Raw genomic sequence first — 11,655 nt, 5'->3', positions numbered from 1 at the left:
GAAGAAGTATAACTATATCAAAAAAATTGCTAGCGAAGGATTTTATTAAAAACAGCTCTACGCCGTATCGGTGGAGCTGTTTTTATGCAATACGGTAGGTGTTCCATCGCTTACCGACTAGATAATCAAAAATAGGTTCTGCATAGTCCCTGTCTTCCCGGACCATCTTCCGATAGCGCTTTTCTATCTCATAGGGAAAGTCCTGAGAAAAATCAATGCTGTCAATTTCTCCATCTAGAACGATTTCGTCCATATTCATCAATTGTTTACCAATCAGCTAATTTCAGCCTTAAACTGAAGACCTACGAATAATTGCTTTTAATAGCTTATTAGCTTCTTCGTTATTGGCATCAATTTTCATTATGCGGTTAATCCATTCATGAGCATTTTCTAAATTATTAATTCTGTAGTAACAGAAAGCGATATCCAACATATTTTCAATATCATCAGGTTCTACTTCGGACATGAAAAGAAACTTCTCTAGAGCATCATTATAGTCTTTCATAGAAAGAAAAACTAAACCTTGGTTCTTAATTGCATCTGTACAATTATTGTCGTAATCGTATGCAAGATTAAATTCTTTAAGAGCATTTTCATAATCATTCAATCTAAAATAACACATACCTAAATTCAAGTGTGTTTCAGACTGCTTATTATCAATAACCAATGACTTTTCATAATAGGTTTTTGCTCTTTCGTATTCTTCAATTTTATCGTAATAAACACCCAAATAATAATATGTATCTGAGTTATCTGGGTTTAAAAAAATTGCTTTTTGAAAATACGATAAAGCTTTTTTGAAGTTTTCTGTTTTTAGATAAACTCTCCCAAGGTTAAAAATAGGTCTTTCCCATCCAGGAGAGTTTTTGTTGAGTTTACTGAAAATATTAATTGCTGAAATATAATTATTTAGTTCTAAGTAACAACAACCAATATAATTCAAACAGTCGTTAGTCTTCTTCAAGTCATAAGACTTTTTGAAACAACTTAATGCCTTTTCATATTGTCTATTAATGTAATAGATTTCAGCCTTCTCATAATACTTTTCTGATGTCATCTCATAATCTCCTTCTGCAAAACGATTGGGAAACCGAGTGAATGCCTATACACAAGCCATTCACTCAGTTAAATCTCCCTTACGGTACTGGCACTAAGTTCCTGGGTGGGAATACCCTTGAACCTTCAGAAAGTATCAAGTAGATAGTTAATGCACCACCAGTTAAACCTGTAATTTCACTTACTTTGTCTCTAAAGTTTCCATTTTTTAAGTCATTAAATGATTGATTGTCATCATTTCTACCGCCTTGTTTTAAGTCATGTAGTTCTCTTGCTTTTCCCTCACGTGAAGCCCTTTCTTTACCCCACGCATCATCAATCTGTCTTGCCTCTCTCTTTTTAGCGTCACTTGACCGCCCTCGCTCTTTTACATTTCTCTCATACCAATCGTCATACTGATCATCATAATCATCACCAGAGTCAATACTAATTAATCCAGACGGTATTAAAAGCTTTTGACCAACATTGATAAGGTTTGGGTTAGAAATACCGTTAGCATTTGCAATCGCATCAACAGATGTACCGTAGGTTTGAGCAATATCCCATAATGTATCTCCAGATTTGACTGTGTAACTAGGCATACTCATCCCTTGTATTGAATATAAATTACCTTTTCCGGCATTACCCGTCTCCTTACTAGGAATATCAGTTGAAGTAGGTGATGTACTCGAATTATTACTTCCACCATTTTTGTTAGGATGTTTTTTTGCATAGTAATAGTCATATATTTCCTGCTTAGTATCTCCTGCAGTATCTCCATACAGCCAAGCCGCTCCGTTAAGAACCATATTGCCTCCAGCAACCCCTAATGCACCTTTACCACCTACAACTATATTCTTCGAATTTAATGTCAATTTCTTTACAGTGGTTGTATCGATATAGTTGTATCCGATTAATCCAAATATTCCTTTTGCACTAGATAGATCTGTTGGTGCGCCAAAAACTTTAATATTTGAAGGACTATAGTTATTTATTTCTCTTAGAGTTGCTTGTAAATCGTATCCTGCTAGCCTAACCGCTCCGTTGGGATTTGTTGCCACACCTCCGCCTGCAAATTCCCCCCCTAGAATAATATCATTAAACAGGATATTTTTGGGGTTAACATAGGTTGTAGACGTATCCACATAAGTATACATACTTTTCCATATTGCTCTTGCATGATTTATTTCGGCAGTTGGACCATAAACTGTTGCGTGCCCACTTGGATCGGTATACATAATCGGATTATTAACACAATACGTATACAAATTTAAACTCAACGGATCTTCTCTCTGACCAAGATACGTGTCCTCACTCATAAACCTAGCTGTCATTGGATTATAATATCTAGCCCTTAGGTAATACAACCCGGTTTCATCATCATAGAACTCACCAGTATACCTTACGGCGCATGAATACTGCGGCTCTATCGTTAGTGTCGGATTGCCCCAGATATCATAATCATACTGGTTCTCGACGGTACCATTTTCAGCAATCGTTTGTACGACATCCCCATGTCCATTATACAGGAAATAGGACAGTTTGTTATCGCTATCTACCCTGCCGATGTAATTTACACCTAATAGATATCTTACTTTAACATTATTGCTACCGTCCGATTCTAGGATGACGTACTGTCTGTTATACAAATAGTTGGTTTCTTCTGGAGCATAATTATTAGAAGATTTCTTGACGACCTTTTTAACTCTTAAGTCATCCCCATTATACGTAAATTCACTGGTCACTCTGCTGCCAGATTTTATTCCGTCAACCTTGGTTAGTCTGTTGAATCCGTCATAGGTATTCTCGGTCCTTTCCAGGTTACTGTCAAAGCTGGTGGAATCGTTATCATAATAAACCGCTTTGAAAGTCTCCCCTACTGCATCGCTATACGGTTGTAAATAGTTGGATTCCTGAGATACTTGATTCCCGTTAAAATCATACTGGTTATAGGTTATTCTACGCAGCACTTCAGTCCCGGCAGAGTTCTTCATCGTCTCCGTCAGCTGCATCAGAGTATTTGTATCGCTATAAACATAATCGCTGTGCTTGATCGCATACTTGATATCAGCCTGATTTGCCTGGTCAGCATAGCCGCTGGACTGATCGGAGGTATACGTCTCATCCATACTTTGCCTGTTGCCTGCCTCGTCATAGGTATAGACGGTGGTTTTACCCGGCCCATTAACTTGTTGGATTCTGCCATTCCCATCATAACTATAAGTGGTTGTTCCATAGCTATCTTGTTTGGTTTTTTGCAGCCCATTGTCATAATAGGTATATTGGTAATTTGATACAGTACCAGCCGGTGCAGCATTAGCTAGGGTCAGTAGTCTGTTATTTTTGTCATATTGGTAATTCTCTGTGATACCGCCGGGATAAGCAATGGATTGTCGATTGCCATTGAGGTCATAGGTATAGTTTGTTGTCTTGGCACTGCCGTTGATGGTATACTTCACTGTCCCCATCCTAGCGGCCGCATCATAGGTGTAGGACGTGGTAAACCCTTTGCTGTCGGCAACTGTCAGGACATTTCCGGCTTTGTCATAGGTATAGTTTATTTGGTTGGCTCCGCCTTTAGCTACATTCAAAAGTCTATTATTGGCATCATAAGAGTAGGTCGACACTCCAGAGACATCCGTCATCGTAGCCCGATTTCCCATATTATCATAGGTATAACTTACCTCATCGCCGGTTTGGGCCACTAATTTTGACAACAGCCTATTCCCTAAATCATAGCCCATGGTCGTTTCATTGCCATTACGGTCAATGACGTCGGCGACATTCCCTGCAAGGTCATATTTATAGGTTATACTTTTGTTTAAGGCATCGATTTCTGTCCGCAACACACTACCGCTGCCATAACCATTTTGAGTAATTTTCCCTTTACCGTTGATCATCGAAAGCATATTACCTGCATTATCAAAGGTATAGCTGGTAACAACTCCTAAGGCATCTGTAACCTTCAAGAGTTTTCCGGCACTATTGTAAGCATAACTTGTAGCATTATTACAGGCATCTGTTTGCTTGGTTTTTTCGCCATACTGGTTATAAAGGTATTGAGTTGTAAAAGCTAACCCTTTGGCCTTGCCCTCCGGATCTAATACTTTCACTAGGCGGTTGGCATAGTCATAGGTGTACTCCGTCCCGTATCTAGAACTATCGCTACTACCGGAAAGAAATCCTTTAGCATCAATTTCTTTGATGAGGTTACCGCTTTCATCATAAACCTTTTCGTAAACTACTTGATTATACGGATTAGTGGATGAATCAGGCTTACTCGGGTCATAAGGTGCTTTAACCGTTTGCAGTCTGTTCAGGGCATCATAAACATAATTCGTCCTGTACCCGTTAGCGTCGATCAACGACGTCTTGTTGCCCACTAGGTCATAGCTGTTTATTACGGTCTTTTTGAGTGTATTCGTCGTTTGACCTGCCAAGCTGATGATCTGTGTCTCAGTATAAGCTTTAAGGGACGTGTCCGTCTCGGATTCAGTCAGAGTCAAGAGCCTGTTCATACTGTCATAGGTTAATACAGTGTAAAAACCTCTTTCATTTTTTATTGCTTTTTTATTGCCCACAGCGTCATAGTAATATTTAGTGGCTACATTGACACCGTTGACCTCCTTAGTTACAGTTACAAGCCTGTTTAAACCATCATAGCCATTGAAGCTCGTATATTTGTTTCGATTGACTGTATCTCCAGCCAGATAGCCATACGCTCTTGGGTCGATGATGGATGTCAGGTTCCCTAAGACATCATAAGTATACCCTGTGATGATCTGCAGTTTGCCATTGTCCAGTAGCGCTGCCAAATTAGGCAAGGATGCTGCATCATAGATATCGGATTGATCGACCAGTTTGATGCTCTGAATCTTCCGGTCACGGTTGTCATAAATATACTTTAAAACATCCATATTGGAAGCATCTCTTTTGGATTCTACTTTAATTAAGTTTTGGTTATGATCATAGTAGTTTTTTGTGTAACCGCCGCTGTTGTTTTGGGAGCTGGTATCGGAGGTAGTCTGCAGGAGGTTATTATCATAATAGGTGTAGGTGGTTACCCTTGACGTACTATCCAAAGTTCCAGTGAACGTTTTCTGCGTGATATTGCCGCATTCATCCGTCACATAGTTCACAATGGCATAGTTGCTAGCATCAAGAGACGTCTTTTTCTGCTGTAGGTCGTTATCCGCATAATAACTATAATAAGTGTAATGCCCCCGCTGATCCTTCACTGAATTCAGGTTGCCATTATTATAGTAGGTATAGACCATCGTTTTTTGTTTAGCATCCGTTATTGTGCTAATTTTACCAAACCCGTTGTAGGAATAACTCGTTGTATTCCCTCTCTGATCTGTCTCGTTTTTCTTAAACTTACGGTTATCATAAGTATAAGTAACAAACCCGCCATCGGGATATAACACTTTCTGTAACGTACCGTCGGGATAGTACGAGTAAGTTGTTGTGTAATTATTAGCATCCGTTGATGTGGTTAATTGACCGGTGAGTAAATAGGTGAAGCTTTGATAGTTGCCAAAGGCATTCGTTTGCTTTATTTTACGGTTGAAAGCGTCATAGAGATAGCTTGTACCTGGTGATGTGTTAATATTCCCAGTATACCTTAACCCATCAACGACTTTTAGGACATTTCCGTTGGGGTCATAACTCCTATACTCAATAACGCTACCTTCCGGCGAAAGTGTGGACTGCAGTTGGTTCATGACTGTGTAGGTAAAGGACATCCCCGTCATGGTCGCAGCCAGACTGGCCGTGTCTTTCGCCGAAACATAGTTGTTAGGGGATATTTCCTTAACCTTGTTTCCAGCTGCATCATAAATATATCTGGTAATAGCCGTCGTTCCATCCGTGGCCGGTTCTTTTTTCCTGATCATTCTCCCCAGCAAGTCATACTCATAGTGAGTAGATTTTCCCCTAGGGTTCTTTATCTGGATCTGCTTCCCTCCGGCATCATAAAAATATTCCGTTGAATGATTCCGGGCATCCGTTTCAGTCTTTAGTCGCCCTAAATCGTCGAAAACATAATTGGTCGCATGGTTTAATGCATCAGTTTCACTTGTTTTGTGACCTATATAGTCATAGGTGTAACTGGCAGCATAGAAATTCACTTTATCCGGGGTGTTTTTCAACTGAATGACCCTATCCAGGATATCACAATAGTATTTTTCAACATATCCGTCTTCGTCAGTTTTGACAACAAGAAGCGGGGTATTACTGTCGGCACCTATCGTATATTGGAAGGTCAATGATGTCGTTTTTGATGAATCATCTGCCCAAAAGGATTTTTCCGTAAGCCGATTAGCACTATCATAGACAAATTGCGTGCTATGTCCGTAAGCATCCAACTCTTTGATTTTATTACTATTCGAGTCATAGGTCATTTCCCGCAGAATTTTCCACTTCTGGGTATTTTCATAATTCCCATATATGCTGAATTGTTTTAGATTATCGAATACATCGTATATATACATGAATTTATTCAGTTGAGGATCCGTATACTCTACCGCCACATCACGAAGCCGGTTACCATAATAATCTTGATATCCCAAATAATCATGATATACATATTGCTTTGTACTCTGATCGGGATAGGTTATAGTTGTAACTCTGCCAAAAATATCATACGCATAATTGGTTGTGTTGTTTCTTTCATCAGTGTCAGCTGTTTTAAGTCCGGTTTGAAAATTATAAGTGTATTTTTTAGAAACCTGGGCTCCATCGACGACACTGTATTCTCTCGTTAAATAGGCTCCTCCATATTGGGAACCATATTCATAATTTGTCGTGTAGGTATTCCCGCTGTTATCCGCATAGTGGATCTTCTTTTGAGTTATATTGCCCTTAGCATCATACAGGAAATCGGTGAGGATGTTACTTCCCGTATGTATATTTCTCATCTGGGTCACATTGCCGTTGGTTGAATTGACAGTATATTCTATTCTACTCACCGTTGTAGCATCTTGCTTCCACGTTTTTGAAGTTAAAATACTAAAGTTAGGATCATAAGTATACACCACGGTATGCTCATTAACTGTCGTATTTTCTGGGGTTTTATAGGTGGTTCCGGTGGGATTGCCGCCGGCATCCCTGGCTGCTTCCGGTCCGGTGTACTGGGTAAGGTTTCCTTTCTGGTCATAGAGGTAATTTTCAGTTTTGGTTATAGAATTACCGGCCACCCCATTAATTACGTTATATGAAACCGTTTGAACCTTCTGGGGCAGCTTATTAGCATCAAAAGTGGTGGTCGTTACTTCCTTGTGATTATCACCGTGTTTTTCCATATTAACGGTCTGATGGGTTCCATCAAAGGTGCATTTTGTTATAGCCCCTTTCATGTCTGTGATTTGCGTATAATAGCGATACGTATTTTTTAGGTAATTTTCATTGTCTTCGTCATATCCTGAATAGATACTCCAAGTATTTGTACTTGAATTAAAGGTATACCCCTGAGGTTCATTGGTATAGTTGTAAATGTGATAATTATCAGCATAAGAGTCATTAGCGTCATAGTACAATAATTCCTTAATTTTTCTATATTCCATACTTCCATCAGAGTTTAACGGTTTTACATACCTAACCTTAGCGTTATCCGTAGTGTAAGCCATGCCGCCATGATAGAATAATTTCGCATGTTCAGTCTTCCAATTATCTACTAAATAGAGATTTTGATACCAATTATACCTATCATTAGTTACATTACTATCGTATAATTTATAGTCCGTTCCAAACAAAAAAGTAAAGCCAAGCTTTGATTTTTCATAATTATAGCTCCATTTTACAGGATTATCTTCATTAAATGGTTGAGTTATATCAACGTCAACATCATAGACTTTCCAAAGAAATGTTCTTGCAACATCCCCATTTTCGTTTGAAATGGTCATTAAGCAGCCTTTATCATAGACAATATGTTTTTGATCAGGTAAAGTTATTATCACTTGGCTAGTATGATTTATATCTGATTCATTCGGATTGCAGTAGTATTTTTTGTCCGTATAATCAATCGTCACGACTCTATTTGCAGAATCAGTTATTGTTGATATTAATGTCTTTTTGAGATCCGGTAATGGTGAATCTAAATCTTTGATATGGTCTTTATATTTAAATGTAATTTTATTTTTGTATCTGTCAACGATTCCCAGTATTCTACCTTCTTCATCAAAATAGGTGTTTCTGCCATTTTTTTCTGTCATAACGTATGAAGAATACATCGTACGGTTTGACCCACTAGCAGAGGTCGCAATGCTTGTAAATGAAGTACTGCCACATTTTTTTAAAGTCAGGTCTTGAACCGGATGGTTATCAATTGTATATACATCGCCGGTTGGTCCATTTAGTTTGTAGACATCGCCCGATTCAGTATGAAGGTATAGCTTAGATCCTAACTTTTCAATGGTCGGAAATGAAAATCTCCAGCCACTTCCCAGGTTATATCTCATCTCATAAAATGAGTTTAAGTAAGAATTATCCTCTCTTGCTGTATTATCTAATACCTCTACCAACGCTCCACTTGAATTATAACCTACGAGGTTATTATAATAAGTTGTTAATCCGTCTTTATATATTCTCTTAATTTCCAAATCCAAGCCGTTGACTCCGGGGAGTATATAATCCGTCTGGTTTACATGTACTTCTCCAGTTTGGGGGTCAACATAATCTTCAACGGAATTAGTTCTTGTGTACGAGGGTGTTACCATAGTATTATATCTTTCACTTGGGCCAAGTTCGTGATTCATATAATCCGCTAAAGTATCTGCATGCACACTACTCGGTGCTACTAGAATTATAAATATCGTCAAAAGCAATAGTTTAGACTTCATATTGCTCATCTTTTTTTAACCTCCTCTCTTGATACGTTTTATTTGTATTTTTCGGTATAGGCCTCTGCATAAATAGTTTCTTTCTTCTTTCCGTTCTTTAATTCACTCGTTACGGTTGCATAATCCTTGCCGGTTTTTGAAGTCATAACTAAGACGTTCATAGCATCATTTTCATTTAATCCATTATCCTGCATACATTTATTGACCTGAGCACGAGTCAGTGACACCTTCGGAAACTGATCCGATGTATTGATAACGCCGAGCTCGGAATTAATTGTCTTCCATGACTCCCCAGATTGTCGCCTTGCGATGAGGTCTTCAAATTTAGATACTCCTTTTTGTGAAAGCCTATCAGCAATCATTATGTCATCAACGGACAACGTTTCCATCAGCTTTTTCAGATATTGATCTTCAAAATCCCTGGGCACAAATTTGAGGCTGGTATTATCATATTCCGTAATGATATCTGCAAGATTTCCCCCTGAGTCCAGTTTGACTACTAATTTATCCAGCTCGTCAATAGTTCCGTAATTGTCATAAAGGAAATTATAAATTGGAAGGATATTCTGAATTTTTTTATCCTTTTTGAGTAGGTTTTCAATCTGACCTCTAAACTCTTGCGGTACATCTAACTGAACTAGGGTTTTCTCATAGATGGCGATATTTTTGTCAAACTTACTTTTATCTGAATTCTTGATCTTATCTACAATATCACCTGTTACTAAAATTTCACTGAACTCAGCTTCCTTTTCGACCGGCTTATCAAACTCTATAGCTTGCGTAACCGGTGGTCTCATTGCCGGTTCCGGAGTACGCAATTTTTCCCTATCAATTTTTCCAAGCATCGGATCTTCATGAATAGTCTGTTCTTCAGTCTTACTGTTGTCATTCATGGCATAAACCATATATCCCGAAGAAAAAAATACGACACTCATAACAATCAAGATTAGGCTGGTCACTGCTTTTTTCTTTTTCATAGCTATCCCCCTCAATTGTTCAGACTCTTATTAACTAAATCATTAACTTCCTTCATTAATTCTTCCTGAGGATTTGGAGGCTTAGGATTTTGAACATCCGGTAAAGGCCCTGCTGGCATTTGCATTTCATCTTTGTCGTCCTTAACCACGCTATTTAAATCAGCCTGTTTATTCGGTACATCCTGAGGAGCCATTGTATTGCTTGGATTCATATTTTGGATTAATTCCAGCACTTTGGCTTCAATAGTTGCCAAGGTAATCTTTTTACTCAAGTCAAATTTGGCACTTTGCTCACTTTTTTCTTTTTCATAAGCTTCCTTATCCGTTAAATAAATTTTTAGATCCACCTCAAGTTGCAGGGAAAGCAAATACTCATCAAATACTTTCTCCATGCTGCCGAAATCTTTTTCTAGCTTCAGGAGAAGTTCAACAGCAGTTTTCGGATCAATTTTGCGTGCCAATTCCTTGTAGGCGTCGATTTCCTGCATGTCTGCATCCTCTTGGCTCAAACCATTAGAAGGTTTAGTTGGAACAGATTGATTGGCATCCAGTATTTTCTTCAACTGGGAGGTTACCCTATCTACCAACGATTTGGCCTCTATTATTTTGCTATTATCAAAGCCCGCTTCCCTCAGTTTCTTTATAAACTCCGCATCAAGTCCTGATTCTGCCAAAAGGTTGATTCTCTCCTGTAGGACATCTTGATTGTCCGTTTCAGTCCTGTTTTTAAGCTTGTCCATGACGTCATTCCATGTATTACTTGATGTTTTGAGCTTCATGATCTCTTCGGCTTTGATGCCGGTCATATTTGAGATATCATTAATGATTTGTTTATCTTGAGCGCTAAGCTGATCCTTGGTTTTTACAATAGGTTGCTTTTTATCCGCAAATACACCTTGTACCGTTCCGAAGGTTGAAAATAGCAAAGCTGCGATCATTATTATGGCAAAGTATTGGTAATGCCCGCTCTTGAATTTAACCATATTTTTCCTCTTCTCACTCATATTAGTAATTTAGTCCTTCGGTCATCTCGGCAATGATAGCAATCTATTGCACTGTATAAGAAATGCTCGGGTGGCTTACTTTGGCTTTAAACTTAATTGAGTTTAGCACTCCAGACCAGGAGGTCTCACTCGAGATAGGTAGGTTTACAGTAAACTTAATCGTTCCTGCTGTATTCTGATTAATAGTAATATTGGTACCAGGGATAGGTCCGGAAGTCATTGTATCTAAGGCGGTTGTTAACCCGAATAGATCTATCAACTGGACATCATCTGGGTTATATGAGATGGTTACAGTCCTTGTGGGAATTGTAAGATGGGTTCCAGTGATAACATAATCGAAAATATCTCCCTCCGTAATGTTTGTAGTTGACACTATCACATTAACCGTAGCTGTATAGTTATCAGGATTGCTGACTCCACTAGGTAGGGTGAGCATTCCGGTAAACTTGTAAGTCCCGCTAGTATTCCCATCGTACGCTGGAGTTCCGCCATCCCAACTTATTGCTGCGCTCGTAGTACTTCCGTTATTTAAGCTTATTATTACCGTGTCTAATAGCCCTACCTGACTTAAGCTTGTTCCCATTGAAACTTCGATATTATTAAGAGAGTTTACTGAGGTAACCGTTAGCAGGGGGGTACCCACTATCACATTAACCGTAGCATTGTAACTATTAGGATTGTAGACACCATTGGGTAAGATAAGCGTTCCGGTAAACTTGTAAGTCCCGCTAGTATTGCCATCGTACGCTGGAGTTCCGCCATCCCAACTTATTGCTGCGCTCGTAGTACTTCCGTTATTCA

6 protein-coding genes are annotated in these 11,655 nt (G+C 38.8%); all 6 read right to left on the bottom strand.

The genetic code is table 11. From position 1 onward, the window contains the following. Window positions 1-82: 82 nt before the first annotated feature. Window positions 83-259: a hypothetical protein gene (locus LJE72_RS25300; RefSeq protein WP_229250891.1), complete on the bottom strand. Its 177-nt coding sequence runs from the start codon at window positions 257-259 to the stop codon at window positions 83-85. A gap of 30 nt (window positions 260-289) precedes the next feature. Further along, window positions 290-1,057, bottom strand: a complete 768-nt coding sequence (locus LJE72_RS25295) for a tetratricopeptide repeat protein (protein WP_229250889.1) — start codon at window positions 1,055-1,057, stop codon at window positions 290-292. Between the two features lie 79 nt (window positions 1,058-1,136). Continuing rightward, the gene (locus tag LJE72_RS25290; RefSeq protein ID WP_229250887.1) at window positions 1,137-8,882 is read right to left on the bottom strand and encodes an RHS repeat-associated core domain-containing protein; all 7,746 of its coding nucleotides are present in this window, start codon (window positions 8,880-8,882) and stop codon (window positions 1,137-1,139) included. Between the two features lie 29 nt (window positions 8,883-8,911). Next, window positions 8,912-9,850 carry a hypothetical protein gene (locus tag LJE72_RS25285; protein ID WP_229250885.1) on the bottom strand — a complete coding sequence of 313 codons (939 nt, stop codon included), beginning with the start codon at window positions 9,848-9,850 and terminating at the stop codon, window positions 8,912-8,914. Window positions 9,851-9,861: 11 nt separating this feature from the next. Continuing rightward, on the bottom strand, window positions 9,862-10,833 hold the full coding sequence (locus LJE72_RS25280) for a hypothetical protein (RefSeq protein ID WP_229250883.1): 972 nt from the start codon (window positions 10,831-10,833) through the stop codon (window positions 9,862-9,864). Between the two features lie 64 nt (window positions 10,834-10,897). Further along, window positions 10,898-11,655 (bottom strand): Ig-like domain-containing protein (locus tag LJE72_RS25275; protein ID WP_229250882.1); only part of this gene is annotated, 758 nt, incomplete at its 5' end.

The sequence above is a fragment of the Desulfosporosinus shakirovi genome, from assembly GCF_020595055.1.
In the GTDB taxonomy this organism is placed as follows: Bacteria; Bacillota; Desulfitobacteriia; order Desulfitobacteriales; family Desulfitobacteriaceae; genus Desulfosporosinus; species Desulfosporosinus shakirovi.
This window is presented reverse-complemented; position numbering and strand designations above follow the sequence as displayed.